This is a genomic window from Nonomuraea sp. SBT364 (assembly GCF_001083785.1).
In the GTDB taxonomy this organism is placed as follows: domain Bacteria; phylum Actinomycetota; class Actinomycetes; order Streptosporangiales; family Streptosporangiaceae; genus Nonomuraea.
In genome coordinates, this window is the sequence record NZ_LAVL01000082.1 from 18,779 (window position 1) to 37,235 (window position 18,457).

18 protein-coding genes are annotated in these 18,457 nt (G+C 71.0%); 16 read left to right on the forward strand and 2 right to left on the reverse strand.

Translation table 11 applies throughout. The annotated features are described in order from the left end of the window. Positions 1–4: 4 nt before the first annotated feature. Positions 5–919 (reverse strand): peptidylprolyl isomerase, encoded by a 915-nt coding sequence (locus ADY59_RS29235; RefSeq protein ID WP_049568528.1) that lies wholly within the window; start codon positions 917–919, stop codon positions 5–7. 436 nt (positions 920–1,355) lie between these two features. Between ADY59_RS29235 and ADY59_RS29240 the strand changes: the two genes are divergently transcribed. The 14 genes from ADY59_RS29240 to ADY59_RS29305 all read left to right on the forward strand — a co-directional run bounded on the left by ADY59_RS29240 (position 1,356) and on the right by ADY59_RS29305 (position 16,331). Further along, entirely contained in the window at positions 1,356–2,606 is a 1,251-nt protein-coding gene (locus tag ADY59_RS29240) for a replication-associated recombination protein A (protein WP_231618956.1), read from the forward strand. 77 nt (positions 2,607–2,683) lie between these two features. Continuing rightward, positions 2,684–3,055, forward strand: coding sequence for a DUF948 domain-containing protein (locus ADY59_RS29245; RefSeq protein ID WP_049568533.1), 372 nt, complete (start codon positions 2,684–2,686; stop codon positions 3,053–3,055). Positions 3,056–3,063: 8 nt separating this feature from the next. Then, positions 3,064–3,294, forward strand: a complete 231-nt coding sequence (locus ADY59_RS29250) for a hypothetical protein (RefSeq protein WP_049568581.1) — start codon at positions 3,064–3,066, stop codon at positions 3,292–3,294. Between the two features lie 17 nt (positions 3,295–3,311). Then, positions 3,312–5,984 (forward strand): alanine--tRNA ligase, encoded by a 2,673-nt coding sequence (alaS, locus tag ADY59_RS29255; protein ID WP_049568535.1) that lies wholly within the window; start codon positions 3,312–3,314, stop codon positions 5,982–5,984. A 1-nt stretch (position 5,985) separates the two neighbouring features. Beyond that, positions 5,986–6,465 carry a Holliday junction resolvase RuvX gene (gene ruvX / locus ADY59_RS29260; protein ID WP_049568538.1) on the forward strand — a complete coding sequence of 160 codons (480 nt, stop codon included), beginning with the start codon at positions 5,986–5,988 and terminating at the stop codon, positions 6,463–6,465. 480 nt (positions 6,466–6,945) lie between these two features. Next, complete coding sequence (gene mltG / locus ADY59_RS29265) at positions 6,946–8,082, forward strand: endolytic transglycosylase MltG (RefSeq protein ID WP_231618955.1); 1,137 nt, start codon at positions 6,946–6,948, stop codon at positions 8,080–8,082. A gap of 2 nt (positions 8,083–8,084) precedes the next feature. After that, a complete protein-coding gene (locus tag ADY59_RS29270) occupies positions 8,085–8,939 on the forward strand; it encodes a shikimate dehydrogenase (protein WP_049568543.1) in 855 nt (284 codons plus the stop codon). A 273-nt stretch (positions 8,940–9,212) separates the two neighbouring features. Then, the gene (infC, locus tag ADY59_RS29275; RefSeq protein WP_082310498.1) at positions 9,213–9,860 is read left to right on the forward strand and encodes a translation initiation factor IF-3; all 648 of its coding nucleotides are present in this window, start codon (positions 9,213–9,215) and stop codon (positions 9,858–9,860) included. A gap of 123 nt (positions 9,861–9,983) precedes the next feature. Then, positions 9,984–10,178 carry a 50S ribosomal protein L35 gene (gene rpmI / locus ADY59_RS29280; protein ID WP_049568545.1) on the forward strand — a complete coding sequence of 65 codons (195 nt, stop codon included), beginning with the start codon at positions 9,984–9,986 and terminating at the stop codon, positions 10,176–10,178. Positions 10,179–10,205: 27 nt separating this feature from the next. Beyond that, positions 10,206–10,589, forward strand: coding sequence for a 50S ribosomal protein L20 (gene rplT / locus ADY59_RS29285; RefSeq protein ID WP_049568547.1), 384 nt, complete (start codon positions 10,206–10,208; stop codon positions 10,587–10,589). Between the two features lie 71 nt (positions 10,590–10,660). Beyond that, the gene (locus tag ADY59_RS29290) at positions 10,661–11,476 is read left to right on the forward strand and encodes a TrmH family RNA methyltransferase (RefSeq protein WP_049568549.1); all 816 of its coding nucleotides are present in this window, start codon (positions 10,661–10,663) and stop codon (positions 11,474–11,476) included. A 50-nt stretch (positions 11,477–11,526) separates the two neighbouring features. Beyond that, a complete protein-coding gene (locus tag ADY59_RS29295; protein WP_049568552.1) occupies positions 11,527–12,612 on the forward strand; it encodes a sensor histidine kinase in 1,086 nt (361 codons plus the stop codon). A gap of 120 nt (positions 12,613–12,732) precedes the next feature. Beyond that, positions 12,733–13,773, forward strand: coding sequence for a phenylalanine--tRNA ligase subunit alpha (gene pheS / locus ADY59_RS29300; protein WP_231618957.1), 1,041 nt, complete (start codon positions 12,733–12,735; stop codon positions 13,771–13,773). Next, positions 13,773–16,331: a phenylalanine--tRNA ligase subunit beta gene (locus ADY59_RS29305; protein ID WP_049568558.1), complete on the forward strand. Its 2,559-nt coding sequence runs from the start codon at positions 13,773–13,775 to the stop codon at positions 16,329–16,331. The genes pheS and ADY59_RS29305 overlap by 1 nt, the downstream gene beginning before the upstream one ends. Positions 16,332–16,380: 49 nt before the next feature. Here ADY59_RS29305 and ADY59_RS29310 read toward each other — a convergent pair whose 3' ends face one another. Continuing rightward, entirely contained in the window at positions 16,381–16,986 is a 606-nt protein-coding gene (locus ADY59_RS29310) for a Uma2 family endonuclease (RefSeq protein ID WP_442937742.1), read from the reverse strand. Between the two features lie 80 nt (positions 16,987–17,066). Here ADY59_RS29310 and ADY59_RS29315 point away from each other — a divergent pair, with 80 nt between their 5' ends. Further along, the gene (locus ADY59_RS29315) at positions 17,067–17,330 is read left to right on the forward strand and encodes a hypothetical protein (protein ID WP_049568589.1); all 264 of its coding nucleotides are present in this window, start codon (positions 17,067–17,069) and stop codon (positions 17,328–17,330) included. 81 nt (positions 17,331–17,411) lie between these two features. Next, on the forward strand, positions 17,412–18,146 hold the full coding sequence (locus ADY59_RS29320; protein ID WP_049568561.1) for a metallophosphoesterase family protein: 735 nt from the start codon (positions 17,412–17,414) through the stop codon (positions 18,144–18,146). Positions 18,147–18,457 lie beyond the last annotated feature (311 nt).

Sequence of the window (18,457 nt, forward strand, 5' to 3'; positions counted from 1 at the left end):
CGTGTCAGCTGACCGTCACCTTCTTGATGATGATCGGCGTCTTCGGGGCCGTGGAACCGCCGTCGCCGGTGATGTCGTCCTCGTTGAGGATGACGCCGTCCTTGGCGACCTTCTCGATGATGTCCAGGCCGGACGTCACCATGCCGAGCACCGAGTAGATGGGCTCCAGCTGGGAGTTCTCGTCCGACAGCGAGATGGCGAACTGGCTGCTGTTCTGCCCGGCGGCGTCCGGCGGCTGGGTGAGGAACACCACGCCCTTGGTGTACGGCACCAGGCCGGCGGCCTCGTCGCGGAAGACGTAGCCGGCCGTGCCCTGGCCGTCGGTCGGGTTCTTGCCGTCGGCCTTGGCCTTCGGGTCGCCGCACTGCAGCAGGAACAGGCCGGACGTCTCCGGGGTCACCAGGCGATGGCACTTGGTGTTGTCGTAGAAGCCCTTCTTGGCCAGGAAGTCCATCGAGTTGACCGAGCACGGCGTGACCGCCGGGTCGACCTGGATGACGACGTCGCCGTGGTTGGTGGTGATCGTCATCTTCTTGAGCTTCATGTTGGGCTTCTTGCCCGGCAGGCCCACGTACTTGAACGGGACACCGGAGGCGGTGTCCTTCTTGTACTCGCACGTCACCGGACCGGTCTGCTTCGCCGTCGGCGAGGGCATCTCGGCCGTCGGTGACGGCATCTCGGTCACCGGGGCCGAGGGGGAGGCCGACGGGGTGCTCTCGGCCGCCACGGTCTGCTTGTCGTCGCCGCCGACGAGGGTGGTCACCGCGAAGATGCCGCCCGCCACCACGGCCACGGCCACACCCGCGCCGATGAGGGTGTTGCGCCTGGCCTTCGAGGCCTGCCCCGCCGCGCGCTGCGTCTGCCGCTCCTTGTGCTCGCGAGCCAGCTCGCTCTGGCGGTCGTCGTCGTCGCCGCTCACCGCTATGTCCTCCATCTTTGCCGACACATGACCGAATAACTCCGCGAATGCTACCGGCCCTGCGGTGTGCCGGACGTAAGTGGTGAAAACTCACCACAGTGACTTGACAGGCCGGGAACCCCCGGAGCGCTCCGCCGCGCGGGTCAAGGGGGAACAAAGGGGTCCGCCACGTCCGGCGAGGCCTTCGGCCTGCCCGCCCACCCCCTGATCGTGCACTTCACCGTCGTGCCGACCCCGCCCGCCCGTGCTGCCGTCGGTCGCGTACGCGCTCGTCCCGCGCCGACGGCGGGCCACGGCCTGCGCGGTGGCAGGTTGCCAGGTCCCGCGGGCCCGGCACCCGGGAGCGGGAGCGGTGCGGGGCGCGTAAACTCGCGATGTGGAGAGTTTGTTCGATTCCGCGGCTGAGGAGGCCACCCCGCAGCCCCTGGCGGTCCGCATGCGGCCCCGCACGCTCGACGAGGTGATCGGCCAGCGCCACCTGCTCGGCTCCGGCACGCCGCTGCGCCGGCTGGTCGAGAGCGAGGCGCCGATGTCGCTGTTCCTGTGGGGGCCGCCGGGCACCGGCAAGACCACCCTCGCCTACGTCGTCTCCAACGTCACCAAGCGGCGTTTCGTGGAGATCTCCGCCGTCTCCGCCGGGGTCAAGGACGTCCGGGCCGCCATCGACAACGCCCGGCGCGAGCTCGGCATGACCGGCCGGCAGACCGTGCTGTTCGTCGACGAGGTGCACCGCTTCAACAAGGCCCAGCAGGACGCCCTGCTGCCCGCCGTGGAGAACCGCTGGGTCACCTTCATCGGCGCCACCACCGAGAACCCGTTCTTCTCGGTCATCTCCCCGCTGCTGTCCCGCTCGCTGCTGCTCACGCTGGAGTCGCTGACCGACGACGACATCCGGGCCGTGCTGCGGCGCGCGGTGTCCGACGAGCGCGGGCTCGGCGGCCGCGCCACGCTGGCCGACGAGGCGCTCGGCCACCTGGTCCGGCTGGCCGGCGGCGACGCCCGCCGCTCGCTGACCTACCTGGAGGCGGCGGCCCTGCTCGCCGACGACATCACGGTCGAGGTCGTGGAGAAGGCCGTCGACAAGGCCGCCGTCCGCTACGACCGGCAGGGCGACCAGCACTACGACGTCATCAGCGCCTTCATCAAGTCGATGCGCGGCTCCGACGCCGACGCCGCGCTGCACTACCTGGCCCGGATGGTCGAGGCCGGCGAGGACCCCCGGTTCATCGCCCGCCGCGTCGTCATCTTCGCCTCCGAGGACGTCGGCCTGGCCGACCCCACCTGCCTGCAGACCGCCGTCGCGGCCGCCCAGGCCGTGCAGCTCATCGGCCTGCCCGAGGGGCAGATCAACCTCGCGCACGCCGTCATCCATTGTGCGCTGGCGCCCAAGTCCAACGCCGTGGTCAAGGCCATCGGCGCGGCCGTCGGCGACGTGCGGCGCGGGCTGATCGGGCAGGTGCCGGGCCATCTTCGCGACGCCCACTACCCGGGCGCCGCCAAGCTGGGCCACGGCGACGGCTACAAATACCCGCACGACTTCGAGCACGGCCTGGTCCGCCAGGACTACGCGCCGGAGCAGGTGCGCGAGCGGCGCTACTACGAGCCCACCACGCACGGGGCCGAAGCGCCGGTCGCCGGACGCTGGGCCAGGATCCGCGACTTCCTCAGGGGATCGGACCCGTCCTGACATGTCCTCACCGACCTCGTCCCCGGGACGCGATAGGGTCTTGGCGTTCCGGCCCAGCGTACGAGGGAGATGAGCGGATGCTTACCGCTGGAGAGGTCGCCGGGCTGATCGCCGCCACGGGCTGGATTGTCCTGGTCTGCGTTCTCGCCATGGTGCTCGTCAAGCTCGCCAGGCTGCTCACCGAGACCACCAAGGCGGTCTCCGAGCTCAATGCCCGCCTGACGCCGCTGCTCGACGACATGAGCGTCACGGTCAACGAGACCAACCGGCAGCTCGTCGCGGTCGAGGCCATCGCCAGAGACGTCAAGCAGGTCAGCGGGCACGCCGCCAAGCTGAGCGCGGTGACCCAGACCGTCTTCACCGGGCCGCTGATCAAGGTGTCGTCGCTGAGCTACGGCGTGCGCAGGGCCATCGAGGCCCGCAGGCCCCGCAAGGCGGGCCGGCGATGATCACGGCGATGATCAGACGGCTGTTCTACCTGTCGCTCGGCGCGTTCATCACGCTGTGGGTGATGCGCAGGCTGCAGGCGCTGCATCCCAACCACATCGCCCGCCGCACCGCCGACGGCGCCGCGGGCATGCTCGTGCGGGTGAGAGACTTTACCTCCGATGCGCTCGGCGAGGCCGCCGGGCGCGAAATCGAGTTGCGGGCCCGCTTCGGCCTCGACAACGCTGAACACAACGACTAACGCAAAGGATGGCCACCATGGAGTCGGCAGAGATCGCGCGCCGCTTCCTGCGCTTCTTCGAGGAGCGTGGGCACAAAGTAGTGCCCTCGGCCAGCCTGATCGCAGAGGACCCAACGCTTCTCCTGGTTCCGGCCGGTATGGTGCCGTTCAAGCCGTACTTCCTGGGGCAGCGTAAGCCTCCGGCGTCCCGGCTGGCCACCGCCCAGAAGTGCGTGCGCACCCCCGACATCGACGAGGTCGGCCGGACCACCCGGCACGCCACCTTCTTCCAGATGCTCGGCAACTTCTCCTTCGGCGACTACTTCAAGGCCGAGGTGATCCCGTTCGCCTGGGAGCTGCTGACCCGCTCCGAGTCCGACGGCGGCTTCGGCTTCCCCGAGGAGAAGCTGTGGGCCACCGTCTACCTCGAGGACGACGAGGCCTACGACATCTGGCGCAACAAGGTCGGCCTGCCCGACGAGCGCATCCAGCGCCGCGGCCTGGAGGACAACTACTGGCACATGGGCGTCGCCGGCCCCGGCGGCCCCTGCTCGGAGATCTACTACGACCGCGGCCCCGAGTACGGCAAGGAAGGCGGCCCGGTCGCCGACGAGGACCGCTACCTGGAGGTGTGGAACCTCGTCTTCATGCAGTACCAGCTCAGCCAGGTCCGCACCAAGGTCGACTTCGATGTGGCGGGCGAGCTGCCGGCCAAGAACATCGACACCGGCATGGGCCTGGAGCGCATGGCGGCGATCCTGCAGGGCGTCGACAACATCTACGAGATCGACACCACCTACAAGATCCTCGACAAGGCGGCCGAGCTCACCAAGAGCCGTTACGGCAGCGATCCGCGCACCGACGTGAGCCTGCGCGTGATCGCCGACCACGTCCGCACCGGCACCATGCTGGTCGCCGACGGCGTGCTGCCCAGCAACGAGGGCCGAGGCTACGTGCTGCGCCGCATCCTGCGCCGTTCGGTGCGCAACCTGCGGCTGCTCGGCTCCGGCGACGAGCGCTACATGCACACCCTCACCGACGTGGCGATCAACGTGATGGGGGAGCAATACCCCGAGCTCAAGGTCGACGCGCCGCAGATCCACGGGGTCATCGACGCCGAGGAGGCGTCGTTCCTCGGCACCCTGCGCACCGGCACGGCGATCTTCGACGTGGCGGTCGAGGAGACCAAGCGCAAGTCCGCCACCACGCTCTCCGGTGACCAGGCCTTCCAGCTCCACGACACCTACGGCTTCCCCATCGACCTGACCCTGGAGATGGCGGCCGAGCAGGGGCTCAAGGTCGACGAAGAGGGCTTCCGCCGGCTCATGAAGGAGCAGCGCGAGCGCGCCAAGGCCGACGCGGCGGCGAAGAAGACCGGCAACGCCGACATCTCCGTCTTCGGGCAGCTCCTGGAGAGCGCGGGCAAGGTCGAGTTCCTGGGCTACGACGAGACCGAGGCCGACACCACCGTGCTGGGCATCCTGTCCGGCGGCGTCTCGGTCCCGGCGGCGGGCGCGGGCAGCGAGGTCGAGGTCGTGCTGGCGCGCACCCCGTTCTACGCCGAGGGCGGCGGCCAGCTCGCCGACCAGGGCGTCATCCGCACCGCCGGCGCCGAGGTGGAGATCCACGACGTCCAGACGCCCGTCGCGGGCCTGGTCGTGCACCGCGGCAAGGTCCGCTCCGGCGAGCTGCGCGCGGGCGACGAGGCGCACGCGGAGATCGACCTGGAGCGCCGCCGCGCGATCTCGCGCAGTCACAGCGCCACCCACCTGGTCCACCGCGGTTTCAAGAACGCGCTCGGTGAGTCCGCGGCCCAGGCCGGTTCGGAGAACTCGCCCGGCCGCTTCCGCTTCGACTTCACGGCGGCGGGCGCGGTCCCGCCGAGCGTGCTGCGCGACGTCGAGGACGAGGTCAACGCCGTCCTGATCAACGACCTCAAGGTCAACGCCTTCTACACCTCGCAGGCCGAGGCCCGGGCGATGGGCGCGCTGGCGATGTTCGGCGAGAAGTACGGCGACGAGGTCCGCGTGGTCGAGATCGGCGACTACTCGCGCGAGCTGTGCGGTGGCACCCACGTGCACAGCTCCGGCCAGCTCGGCCTGGTCAAGGTGCTCGGTGAGCAGTCGGTCGGCGCGGGCGTGCGCCGCGTCGAGGCGCTCGTCGGCATCGACGCCTTCCGCTTCCTGGCGCGCGAGAGCGTGCTGGTCGCCCAGCTCACCGAGCAGCTCAAGGCGCGCCGCGAGGAGCTGCCCGAGCGCATCGAGGGCATCGTGACCCGGCTGCGCACCGCCGAGAAGGAGCTGGAGAAGGTCCGCTCGGCCCAGGTGCTCCAGGTGGCGGGCGAACTCGCCTCCAAGGCGGCCGACCTGCGCGGAGTCTCCGCGGTGACGCACCGCGCGCCTGATGGCACCAGCGCCGACGATCTGCGTAAGCTCGCGCTTGACGTGCGCGGGAGGTTCCCGGCCGACCGTCCGGCGGTCATCGTGATCGCCGGTGTCCCCTCCGACCGGCCCGTGGTGGTTGCCGCGGTGAACGAGGCGGGACGCGAGCGCGGGCTCAAGGCCGGGAGACTGGTCGGCGTCGCCGCCAAGGCGCTTGGGGGTGGCGGTGGCGGCAAGGACGACGTCGCACAGGGCGGCGGCACCAGGCCCGACGCGATCGGTGACGCGTTGCGGCTGGTCGAGCAGGCCGTCGGCGAGCAGCTCGGCTGAGATGAGGTTCGGCACCCGGCTCGGCGTGGACGTCGGGTCCGTACGCATCGGCGTGGCGCGCAGCGACCCCTCGGGGATGCTCGCCACGCCGGTGGAGACCGTCAGGCGGGGCGAGGGCGACCTCGACCGCATCGCCGCGATCGCCGCCGAGCACGAGGCGGTCGAGGTGGTGGTGGGGCTGCCCACCTCGCTGTCCGGCCGTCAGGGGCAGGCGGCCCAGCTGGCCCGCGAGTTCGCGGCGCGCCTGGCCGCCCGGCTCGCGCCCACGCCCGTGCGGCTGTTCGACGAGAGGCTCACCACGGTGGCTGCCCAGCAGGGACTGCGGGCCAGCGGCGTGCGTGCCAAGAAGCAGCGCGGCGTCATCGACCAGGCGGCGGCCGTGGTGCTGCTGCAGGACGCGCTCGACGCCGAGCGCGCCACCCGCCGGCCGCCGGGCCGGCCGGTCGACCCGCCCTTCCCGGCAGGCGACGGCCCGTCCTGATGACGGCCGTGCTCCACGACTCGAAGATCGCTAGAGTGATCGTCGGCCGATTCCGATGCGCGGAATCTGTTACACACCGTGACAACTCCGTGTGTCCGGCGTGTCCGGCGACGGGTGATCGGCACTGGTTTAACGCGATGAATCAGGTGCATAGAATCACCCAATTCACCAACAAAGAGAGCGAGTTCGTGAGATACCGGAAAGAGTCGAACGAGAACCTCGGGACGAACTGATGCTCGCCGGGCCACTTCCCACCCCGCGGGAGTTCGCCGGTGTCGCCGCGCGAAGCTCTCGACCCGGGACACACGCACTCTTTCCGTCCTCTAGCATGGCTACTCACAGTGACCCCTGCCGGCCATCGCAGCGTGTCCGGCACATCCCCCTCGTCCGCTCGGTGACCCCCCACCGCCGGGTGTCACCGAGTGACCCCGGGCCAGCAGTTCCGGGAGATTGGCCGGCTCACCTATGAACGATCTCGACATGGACCTCCTTCTCGGTGCCGAGGACGACGACGGCCGGGGCGGGCGTCGCAGCAGAGGCTCAGGCAGGCGTGGCGGGCGCAGGCGGCGCAGGCGCCGCAGCCGGGGCCGCTTCCTGGCCCCGCTGCTCGCGTTCATCGTGCTGGCGGGCATCATCGGCGGCGGCGGCTACTACGGCTACCTGTGGGTCAGCGACGCCCTCGTCCCCGACGACTACGCGGGCAAGGGCAGCGGTGAGGTGGTCGTCGAGATCAAGCAGGGCCAGAGCGCCTCGGAGGTGGCCCAGGAGCTGGAGCGGCAGGGGGTCGTGGCCAGCGCCAGGGCGTTCACCAACGCGGTCGACAGCGCGGGCAAGAGTTCCTCGCTCCAGCCCGGCTCGTACAAACTGCGCAAGCAGATGGCCGCCGCCGAGGCCGTCAAGCTGCTCGACCCCGACGAGCGGCTGCGCCTGACGGTGACGCTCAAGGAGGGGCTGCGCCTGTCCGACACCTACGCGCAACTCGCCAAGGCGACCGGCAAGAGCGTGAAGGAGTTCGAGGCCGCGGCCAAGGGTGAGGACCTCGGCCTGCCCGACTACGCCAGGGGCAAGCTGGAGGGCTACGCCTTCCCCGCCACCTACGAGTTCCAGCCCAAGGCCACCCCGGCCGAGATGCTGGCCCAGATGGTCGAGCGGTTCAACCAGTCGGCCGAGAAGCACGACCTGAAGGCCGCCGCGAAGAAGCGCGGCTTCACGGCCCACCAGATGCTCACGATCGCCAGCATCATCCAGATGGAGGCCGGCCGGCACGAGGACATGCCCAAGATCGCCCGGGTCATCTACAACCGGCTGGAGCACCAGCCGGAGATGAAACTCGCGATGGACAGCACGGTCATGTACGCCTGGAAGCGCTACCGCACCACCGCGACGCACGCGGAGCTGGAGATCGACTCCCCGTACAACACCTACAAGCACCTGGGCCTGCCGCCAGGCCCCATCGCCAACCCGGGCGACCACGCCATCGAGGCAGCGCTGTCGCCGGCCAGGGGCAGCTGGCTGTTCTTCGTGGCCACCGACCCCAAGAGCAACGTCACCAAGTTCGCCACCACCGAGACCGAGCGGCAGGCGCTGCTGGCGGAGTTCCAGCGGAACGGCGGGTGAGCATGAGGGCCGCGGTCCTGGGCTCGCCCATCAGCCACTCGCTCTCGCCGTTCCTGCACCGGGCGGCCTACCGGGAGATGGGGCTGACCGGCTGGAGCTACGAGGCGTTCGAGTGCGACGAGGCGCGCCTGCCCGCGATGCTGCGCGAGCTGCGCCCGGTGCGCGGCGAGCGCGCCGGCGACGAGGACGCGTGGGCGGGGCTGTCGCTCACGATGCCGCTCAAGCGGGCCGTGCTGCCCCTGCTCGACACGGTCGCGGAGGCGGCCGTCGAGGTCGGCGGCGCCAACACCGTGGTGTTCTCCCGCGGCGCCGCGCACGGTCACAACACCGACGTGTACGGGATCACCCAGGCGCTGGCGGAGGCCGGGGTGCCCGCGCCCCGCTCGGCCACCGTGCTCGGCGGCGGCGCCACGGCCGGATCGGCGCTCGCGGCGCTGCGCGACCTGGGGCTGTTCGCGGTGACGCTGATCGTCCGGGACACCGCCCGGGCGGAGGAGACCGCGGCGGTGGCCGGACGGCTCGGCGTGACGCTGGCGGTGCGGACGTTCGACAAGCTCGACGCCGCCCTGGAGGCCGATCTGGTGGTCTCGACGCTGCCCGGCGGGGCGGCCGACGTCTACGCCGACCGGCTGGCCCGGGTACCGGCGCTCTTCGACGTGGTCTACGCGCCCTGGCCGACCAGCGCGGCCGCGGCCGTACGCGAGGCGGGCGGCACCGTGGTCGGCGGCTTCGAGATGCTGCTGCACCAGGCGGTGCGGCAGGTGGAGCTCATGACGGGCCGCGCGGACGTGCCGGTGCGCGCCATGCGCGCGGCCGGCGAGGCCGAGATCCTCAGGCGGGCCGGCCGGGCGGGCTGACCGCCGAGCCGGGCGGGCCCTGCAGCCCGGCTCGGCGCCCTCGAAACGGTCTGGCCAGCGGGGATGATTCGAGGAAGTCCCGTGGTTGTGGTAATGTAGCTCTCTGATCGGTCCGGCATGACTTGCTGGACGCGCAAGCGGAGGTCTCCCTCCCACCCGAGTCGCCGCGAGGTGGCCGGGTAAAGGATCACGCCGGACTACTCCGGGGAGCTTGAGGCCACGACGCCGAAAAGCTCAGTGGCCCCGCATGCGCGACGTGCGGGGCTTTTCGCGTTGCGGCGAAGAGCCGCCCGGCACGACGAGCACGTAGGGATCGCAAACCTAGGAGGCCCCATCAGCACTGAGCCCCGCATCAACGAGCGTATCCGAGTTCCCGAGGTCCGCCTCGTGGGCCCGAACGGCGAGCAGGTGGGCATCGTGTCCATTCACGACGCACTGAAGCTCGCCCAGGAAGCCGACCTGGACCTCGTCGAGGTCGCGGCGACGGCTCGACCGCCCGTGTGCAAGCTCATGGACTACGGCAAGTTCAAGTACGAGTCCGCGATGAAGGCGCGCGAGGCGCGCAAGAATCAGGCGCACACGATCATCAAGGAGATCAAGCTCCGGCCGAAGATCGACCCGCACGACTACGAGACCAAGAAGGGTCACGTGGTGCGGTTCCTCAAGGCGGGAGACAAGGTCAAAGTCACGATCATGTTCCGCGGCCGTGAGCAGTCCCGGCCGGAGCTCGGCTTCCGGCTGCTGCAGCGGCTCGCCGAGGACGTCCAGGAGCTCGGATTCGTCGAGTCCCAGCCCAAGCAGGACGGCCGAAACATGATCATGGTGATCGGTCCGCACAAGAAGAAGGCCGAGGCCAAGGCCGAGAAGGCCGCCGCCAAGGCGCAGGCCGACAGCGAGGAGCCTTCCGTACAGGAAGCGTGACCCGCGGTTCGGGTTAGCCTTACTGAACACCCGAGCAGGCCACCGCCACACGAAGACGCCGCGACCGGGCCGGCCCACCACCGGCCCGGCCACCGGCACGACCGAATGAGGAGAGACGGCGACATGCCGAAGATGAAGACGCACAGCGGTGCGAAGAAGCGGTTCCGGCTTACCGGCTCCGGCAAGGTCATGCGCCGCCGCGCCAGCCGCGCGCACTACAACGAGTGGAAGTCGTCCACGCTGACGCGCCGTCTCAAGAACGAGGTCGTCCTTTCCGACGCCGATTCCAAGAAGATCAAGAAGCTGCTCGCCAAGTAGCGCGAACTTTCCCCGGGGAGAAGAAACATGGCACGCGTGAAGCGGGCGCTCAACGCCAAGAAGAAGCGCAAGGTCGTCCTCGAGCGGGCGAGCGGTTACCGTGGCCAGCGGTCGCGGCTCTACCGCAAGGCCAAGGAGCAGATGCTCCACTCGATGACGTACGCCTACCGGGACCGCAAGGACCGCAAGGGCACGTTCCGCCGTCTCTGGATCCAGCGGATCAACGCCGCCGCACGCCAGAACGGCATCACCTACAACCGCCTGATCCAGGGGCTGCGGCTGGCCAACATCGAGGTCGACCGTAAGATCCTGGCCGACCTCGCGGTGAACGACAGCCAGACCTTCGCCACGCTCGTCGAAGCCGCCAAGAAGGCGCTGCCGGCGAACGTGAACGCGCCGGCCGCGAGCTGAGCCGTTCTGATCTGAGTCAAGGGCCCGCCTGACGGTGGGCCCTTTGCCTTGTCCGAGACCAGGGGGATGAGATGGCCGGGACCGAGCTGACCAACCTGAGGTCGCCGCGCGTGAAGGCGGCCCGCAGGCTCACCAAGCGCGCCTTCCGCGAGCAGGACCGCAAGTTCCTGGCCGAGGGCCCGCAGGCGGTACGTGAGGCGCTCAAGCTCGACGGCGTGACGCTGGAGCTGTTCACCACGGCCGAGGCCGAGCTGCGCCACCCCGAGCTCGTCACCCAGGCCACCCTCCAGGGCCTGCCGGTCCACCGGGCCAGCGGCGAGGTCATGGCCGAGCTGTCGCAGACCGTCACCCCGCAGGGCCTGCTGGCCGTCTGCCGGCTCGTGCACGTGCCGCTCGACGAGGCGCTCGACAGGGCGCTGCCACGCGAGCCGAAGCTGGTCGCGCTGCTCGCGCACGTGCGCGACCCGGGCAACGCCGGCACCGTGATGCGGGCGGCCGACGCCGCCGGCGCGGACTCGGTGGTCTTCACCGACGCCTCCGTCGACCCGTACAACGGCAAGTGCGTGCGCGCCAGCGCCGGAAGCCTGTTCCACCTGCCGGTCGTCATCGGCGCCCCGGTGGCGGCGGCCGTGGCCCGGCTCAAGGAGCGCGGGCTGCGGGTGCTGGCGGCCGACGGCGCGGGCAAGCACACGCTCGACGACGTCGACCTGTCCGGGCCGACCGCGTGGATCTTCGGCAACGAGGCGTGGGGGCTGCCGGACGACGTGCTCGCGCTCGCCGACGACGTGGTCCGGGTGCCCATCTACGGACAGGCCGAAAGCCTCAACCTGGCGACCGCCGCGGCGGTATGCCTTTACTCGTCGGCGAGGGCTCAGCGAGTGCCCTAGGCGACGGGAAACCCGCTATTGTCGGCCTTGTAGGCGGAGGAGGCGAGGTCGTGCACGGCGAAGACACCGACGGGCGGGTGGTGGCAGCCGCGTGTTCGATCGTCATCGACGACCTCCCCGACGGGCTCATCGTGACCGACCGGTTCGGCCGCATCCTCGCCGTCAACCGGGCCGCCGCCCGCCTCACCGCGGTCCCCGCGGAGCGCGCCGTCGGGCGCGACATGAGCGAGGTCTTCCCGTTCCGCGACAACGACGGGCGCGAGTGGTGGAAGGCCCTCGACCCCGAGGGCGGCCTGCGCACCCGCAGCCGCGTCCCCGAGCGCCCGCTCCACCTGCCCGGCGGCCAGGAGCTGTACGTGGCGGCCAGGCTCGTGCGCGAGCCGGAGCGGTGCGGCGACGTCGAACGCGTCACGATCACCCTGCGCGACGGCGGCGCCCGCGCCCGGCTGGAGCGCAGCCGCGCCGACCTGGTCTCCACCGTCGCCCACGAGCTGCGCTCCCCGCTGACCAGCGTCAAGGGCTTCACCGCGACGCTGCTCGCCAAGTGGACGCGTTTCACCGACGAGCAGAAGCGCGTCATGCTCGAGACCGTCAACAACGACGCCGACCGTGTCACCCGGCTCATCACCGAGCTGCTGGACGTCTCCCGCATCGAGTCCGGGCGGCTGGAGCTGCACCGCCAGGTCGTCGACCTGCCCGCCAGAGCCCGGCGGGCGATCGCCGGCCGGGTCGCGGCGGGCGAGCAGGAGGAGCGCTTCCGCCTCGTCGTGGGCGACGATCTCCCCGAGATGTGGCTCGACCAGGACAAGGTTGACCAGATCCTGGCTAACCTGGTGGAAAATGGGGTGCGTCACGGGCGCGGAACCGTGACCATCGAGATCGAGTCCGTCGAATGGGGAGTTGCCGTGTCGGTGCGCGACGAGGGCGAGGGCGTCAAGCCCGAGCTGGCTCCGCGCGTCTTCAGGCAGTTCTGGCGCGGCGGCAACAGCCGCCGGCGGGGCGGTACCGGCCTGGGCCTGTTCATCGTGAAGGGCCTGGTCGAGGCGCACGGCGGCACGATCACCGTGCAGCGGGCCCCCGAAGGTGGCGCGGAGTTCCGATTTACCATGCCCACCGGCACTCCTGACTTCGCATAAACAGGACCGGTGGGCCGGGCCACTAGACTTTTCCCGCTCAAGCCCTGGATACGGAGCTCACTCTTGTCTGACTACGACCCCGTCGAGGTCACCCCGCTGCACGCCGACGAGGTGGCGCGCATGGAGGCCGGCGCCCTGGAGGCGATCAAGGCGGCCGACAGCCTCGACGCACTCAAGCAGGCCAGGCTGGCGCACGCGGGCGACCGCTCGCCCATCGCCCTGGCCAACCGCGAGATCGGCGCCCTGCCGCCGGCCGCCCGTGCCGAGGCCGGCAAACGCGTCGGCACCGCCCGCAAGGCGATCGGCGAGGCGCTGGCCGCCCGCCAGGCCGAGCTGGAGGCCGAACGCGACGCCCGCGTGCTCGTCGAGGAGACCGTCGACGTCACCCTGCCCTGGGACCGGCGCCCGCGCGGCGCCCGCCACCCGCTGACCACGATGCAGGAGCGCATCGCCGACACCTTCGTCGCCATGGGCTACGAGGTCGTCGAAGGCCCCGAGCTCGAAGGCGAATGGTTCAACTTCGAGGCGCTCAACATCGCCAAGGACCACCCGGCCCGCTCCGAGCACGACACGTTCTTCGTCGGCTCCGCCGACTCGGGCATGGTGCTGCGCACCCAGACCTCGCCGCTGCAGATCCGCGCGCTGCTGGAGCGCGGCGTGCCCTGCTACGCGATCGCGCCCGGCAAGACGTTCCGCACCGACGAGCTCGACGCCACCCACACCCCGGTCTTCCACCAGACCGAGGGCCTGGCCGTCGACAAGGGCCTGACGATGGCACACCTCAAGGGCACGCTCGACCGGTTCGCCGAGGTCATGTTCGGCGAGGGCATCACGACCCGGTTCCGGCCCAACTACTTCCCGTTCACCGAGCCGTCGGCCGAGATGGACCTGAAGTGCTTCGTCTGCCGGGGCGCCTCCGCGGTGCCCGGCAACCCGCCCTGCCGCACCTGCAAGAGCGAGGGCTGGATCGAGTGGGGCGGCTGCGGCATGGTCAACCCGCGGGTGCTCGTCGCCTGCGGCGTCGACCCGTCGGTCTACTCCGGGTTCGCCTTCGGGATGGGCATCGAGCGGACGCTGATGTTCCGCCACAACGCCGAGGACATGCGCGACATGATCGAGGGAGACGTGCGCTTCACGCTCCCGTTCGGAATGGAGATCTGATGAGGGTCCCGCTTTCCTGGCTGCGGGAGTGTGTCGATCTCCCGGCGGCGGTCACCGCGCACGAGGTGGCCGACCAGCTCACCGCGGCAGGGCTCAAGCTGGAGTCCATCACCTCCCACGGGCACGACGTCAAGAACGTCGTGGTCGGCGAGGTGCTGGAGATCGAGGAGCTGACCGGTTTCAAGAAGCCGATCCGCCACTGCAAGGTGGAGGTCGGCGAGGCCGCGCCGCGCGAGATCGTCTGCGGCGCCACCAACTTCGCCGCGGGCGACCGGGTGCCGGTCGTGCTGCCGGGCGGCGTGCTGCCCGGCGGGTTCGAGGTGGGCGCCCGCAAGACCTACGGCCGCCTGTCCGAGGGCATGATCTGCTCCGAGCGCGAGCTGGGCCTGGGCGACGACCACGGCGGCATCATGGTGCTGCCCGAGGGCACGCCGATCGGCGCCGACGTGGTCGAGCTGCTCGGCCTGCGCGACGACGTGATCGAGCTGGAGATCACCCCCGACATCGGCTACGCGCTGTCGATCCGGGGCGTGGCCCGCGAGGTCGCGACCGCCTTCGGCGTGCCGTTCCGCGACCCGGCCGCCGTCGAGCCGCCCGCCGGGACCGAGCCGTCGTGGCCGGCGTCGATCGCCGACGAGACCGCGTGCGACCGGTTCGTGCTGCGCCGGGTGACCGGCTTCGACCCCGGCGCGCAGAGCCCGCTGTGGATGCGCGTACGCCTCACCCGCGCCGGGATGCGGCCGGTGTCGCTGGCGGTCGACATCACCAACTACCTCATGCTGGAGCTCGGCCAGCCGCTGCACGCCTTCGACGGCGCCAAGCTGACCGGCGGCATCGTGGTGCGCCGGGCCCGCGCGGGCGAGCGGCTGGAGACGCTCGACCACGTCGTGCGCGACCTCGACCCCGACGACATCCTCATCACCGACGAGTCGGGGCCGATCTCGATGGCCGGCACCATGGGCGGGCTGGAGACCGAGATCTCCGCCGGCTCGACCGACATCGTCGTCGAGGCGGCGCACTTCTCGGCCACCGGCATCTCCCGCGAGTCCCGCAGGCACAACCTCGTCTCCGAGGCGTCCAAGCGGTTCGAGCGGGGCGTCGACCGTGAGCTGCCGCTCGTCGCCTCCTGGCGGGCCGTGTCGCTGCTGGCCGAGCTGGGCGGCGCCACCGTCCAGCCGGGCGTCACGCACGCCGAGGTGGACGTGCGTCCCGCCCGCATCGCCATCCCGGCGAGCCATCCGGGTGACGTCGCGGGCCTGCCCTACTCCAAGGAGGCCGTCGTACACCGCCTGGAGCAGGTCGGCTGCGTCGTCACCGACGGCGCCGACCCGGCGGTGCGCAGCGGCGGCGTCGACCCGACCGGTGTGATCACCGGAGGCGAGCTGGCCGCCCGGCTGGCCGTCACCGGCGACGACATGATCACGGTGACGCCGCCGTCGTGGCGCCCCGACCTCACCGACCCGAACGACCTGGCCGAAGAGGTCATCAGGCTGGAGGGCTACGAGAAGCTGCCCTCCGTGCTGCCCAAGGCCCCGGCCGGGGCCGGGCTCACCGAGGCCCAGCGGCTGCGCAGGCGCGTCGGCCGGGCGCTTGCCGAGGCGGGCTACGTCGAGGTGCTGGCCTACCCGTTCATCAGCGCCGACGACTTCGACCGGCTCCAGCTGCCCGCCGACGACGCGCGCCGCCGCGCGATGCGGCTGTCCAACCCGCTGGCCGAGGACGAGCCGCTGATGCGCACCACGCTGCTGCCGGGACTGCTCAAGGTCCTGGTGCGCAACACCGGGCGCGGCTTCGCCGACGTGGCGCTGTTCGAGACCGGTGCCGTCTACCGGCCGCGCGAAGGCGCCCCGGCGGCCGCGCCGATGCTCGGCGTCGAGCGCAAACCCACGGCCGCCGAGCTCGCCTCCATCGAGGCGGCGCTGCCCGACCAGCCTCTCCGGGTCGCGGCCGTGCTCGCCGGCGAGTTCGAGCGCTCGGGCTGGTGGGGCGCCGGCCGGCCGGCCTCCTGGGCCGATGCCGTCCAGGCCGCCCGCCTGATCGCCGGCGAGGCCGGGTTCGAGCTGTCGGTCATCGCCGACCAGCACGAGCCGTGGCACCCGGGCCGCTGCGCCGCCCTCTACCTGGGCGACACGCTCGTCGGCCACGCCGGGGAGCTGCACCCGCGCGTCGTCGAGGCCTACGGCCTGCCGCCGCGCACGGCCGCGCTGGAGCTGGAGCTGACCCGCCTGGAGGCGGCGATGACCGGCCCCGTCGAGACCCCGGCCATCTCCGCCTACCCCATCGCCACCCAGGACGTGGCGCTCGTCGTCCCCGACTTCACCCCGGTCGCGGACGTCGAGGCGGCGCTGCGCGACGGCGCGGGGGAGCTGCTGGAGTCGCTGCGGCTGTTCGACGTCTACGCGGGGGCGCAGGTGGGTGAAGGCAACAAGTCGCTCGCCTACAGCCTCCGCTTCCGCGCCCCGGACCGCACGCTGACGGTGGAGGAGACGACGGCCGCCCGCGACGCCGCCGTCGCGCTCGCCGCCGACCGCGTGGGCGCGCACCTGCGCACCTCCTGACGAGCACGACGAGGGCCGGTACGGGATTCCGTACCGGCCCTCGCCGTGTCTAGAAGGTGTCGATCTCGGTGAGGTCGAGGTCGACGTCGAAGGGGACGGGCACCTTGAGGTGGTCGTGGTAGATGCCGGTGGGCACGTAGGAGCGGGTGGGCGGGTTGAGTTCGTGGACGTAGACGACCGGTTGGCCGGAGTCGTTCTCCACGCGCCAGAAGTGCGGGATGCCGGCCTCGGCGTAGAGGGCGGGCTTGCGCTCGCGGTCGCGTTCCTCGGACTCCGGTGACACCACCTCTACCGCCAGCACCACGTCGGCGGCGTCGTAGAAGGTGGCGTCGGGGCGGATGACGGCCCGGGGGCCGAGGACGATGAGGTCCGGTTCGGGGCGCTGCCTGGGGCCGAGCTTGACGCTCATCTCCCGGCGGACCCGGTGCCCTTCGGGGGCCGCCGCGCGCAACCCCACAGCCAGCAGGAACAGCGCTGAGGTGTGGAAGTCTCGCTGTGGGCTCACGAAGACCAAGCTTCCGTCAATCAACTGCGTGTGCGCAGGCAAATCCGGAATGTGATCGAGGTCTTCGGCGACGAAGCCCCGCGGAGGCGGGAACACCCAGTCGGGTAGCGAAGGTGGCGTCATCGTCAGGCTCACCGCTTCGGCCGTCATGGTTCTTACCGTAGCAAGCTACTTCGATCACTGTAGGTGAACGAGTCGCCGGGTGGCGAGTGGTGGGAGAATACGGCTTCATGAAGCAGCTTCTCGTGTTCGGTGAGCGGGACGACGCCGAAGAGGTGGCCGAGACGCTGGGCGACTGGTTCCCCGGCCTCGGGGTGCCGCGGGTGGTGCGGGAGGCGCTGGCGGGGGAGGACGACGCCGAGGACGCCCAGTGGGTGGTCGTGCTCGAAGGGGCCGGCGAAGGGGGCCTGGCGAAGGTGAATCTCGCCAAGGCGGATCTCGCCAAGGTGGACGAGCTCGTGTCGCGGTACGAGGGGTGGCGCGAGGAGGGGTAGCGCCGGGCGGCTCCCGTGGGTGACGTTCGCCGGGTGCGAACGTATGTGCGAGGATCAGCGGTGTCGTGGCAGAGTGGCGGCATGCGAGTCGCCGTACTCTCCGATATCCACGGGGTGCTTCCCGCGCTGGAAGCCGTCCTCGGCGAGCCCGACGTGGCGGGCGCCGACCTGATCGTGCTCGCGGGGGACATGGCTTCGGGGCCGCTGCCGGTCGAGACGCTCGACGTGCTGGTCTCGCTCGGGGAGCGGGCGCTGTGGCTGAGCGGCAACGCCGATCGGGAGCTGGTGGAGGTGGCCTCGGGCAAGGCCGGGGTGCTGCCGGTGTCCGACTGGGCGGGGCGGCGGCTGCGGCCAGACCAGGTCGGGCTGCTGGCGAAGCTGCCCGGCCGGCAGGAGCTGGAGCTGGGGCGGCTCGGCGCGACGCTGTTCGTGCACGGCACGCCGCGCAGTGACGAGGAGATCGTGCTGGTCGACAGCTCGCTGGAGCGGTGGGCCGAGGTGTTCGGCGGGGAGAGCGCCGGCACCGTCGTGCTGGGCAACACACACATGCCGTTCGTGCGGCTCGTCGATCGCCGGCTCGTGGTCAACCCTGGGGCCGTGGGGATGCCTTACGGGGTGGCGGGGGCGCATTGGGCGTTACTCGACGGCGACACCGGGGCCGTCACCCTGCGCCGCACCCCGCTGGACGCCGGCCGGGTGGCCGAACGACTGCTGGCGGAGAGCGGCTTCGAGGGGATCGAGGAGTGGGTGTCGGAGTACGTCACCACGACGTACTCCGACGCGGAAGCCCTCCGGGCCTTCTCCGCCAGGGGATGAGCGCCACAGTCCCAGAAGGCATGGGGATGGCCTTCCCACTCCGGAGAAGTTCCGCCGGAGAGGCCCCGTCAGGGTCCCGCCGGGGCCTCCGCACTCAAGGCCCCGGCGCATGCCCGCCCGTCAGAGCCCCGACGCGGCTCGGCAATCAACGTCCCGGCGACGGCTCCGGCCATCAGGGTCTCGACCGGGGCTTGGCCCGTCGGAGTCCGGCGGGGCTTCGCCCGTCAGGGGCTGGCGGGCCTGGCGGGTGGGCGGTCTCTTATAAACCTTTGACGGTGCCGGCGAGAAGGGGAGTGGGGAGATCTGGGTGT